1 protein-coding gene is annotated in these 679 nt (G+C 51.7%); it reads left to right on the forward strand.

Annotated features, from left to right (window positions below; translation table 11 throughout):
- The first annotated feature begins 265 nt into the window (after nucleotides 1–265).
- A complete protein-coding gene (locus tag ACOCD2_RS24300; protein WP_419626311.1) occupies nucleotides 266–478 on the forward strand; it encodes a hypothetical protein in 213 nt (70 codons plus the stop codon).
- Nucleotides 479–679: the final 201 nt, after the last annotated feature.

Genomic DNA, 679 nt, shown 5'->3' on the forward strand with positions numbered 1-679 from the left:
TGATGCTGAAAGGGAGTCAGTTGCCGCCTAGAATGGGTAGCTCTGACACCAACACCATACAGGCATGCACATGAGGCGCTACAGGCAACTCACTCAAGAGGAAAGATACCAGATTACGGCGCAGATCGCAGGTTCATTGGGGGAGGCTGGTTATCCGTTGGTCAGCCATGAATGGATCTACCGTCATCAAGCGTGTCTTCGACCTCGTGATAGATTTTGGGACATCCCAGTCCCCAAAATCGACTCGGCCTTTGGCAACCTATTGGTGCTCCAGCCGTCCTGGTCACCAAGCACTACGCAACAACTTCGCAAGCTCGTTGCTGCTCCGTACTTGGCTCCCAATGACTGGACGCCGCGTTTGGACGCCTACTTTGCTTTCCTTCTGGCGCTATGCGCACGACGGGTAAGCAGTGCGGCCTCGCGGCTACTGGAGACTACCAGCCTTCGCTTCGCTCTCCATGGCTGGCAGCGGCGGTGATGGAGAAATACCCGAGTTATTTCCAGGATCGAATGAATGAACTACTAAATGCTCCATGGCCAGGATAAAAAGTAGTCTATAACAATCCTTCACCGGCATGATCATCAAACAGTTCGGATTTCTTAATATACTGCATCACTGTCTTCGGATCTTTGTGACGTGATACCTCCATCATCTTAAACAAACTGGCTCGGTTCATGG

It is taken from the genome of Thiolapillus sp., assembly GCF_048562965.1.
GTDB lineage: Bacteria > Pseudomonadota > Gammaproteobacteria > Chromatiales > Chromatiaceae > Thiolapillus > Thiolapillus brandeum_A.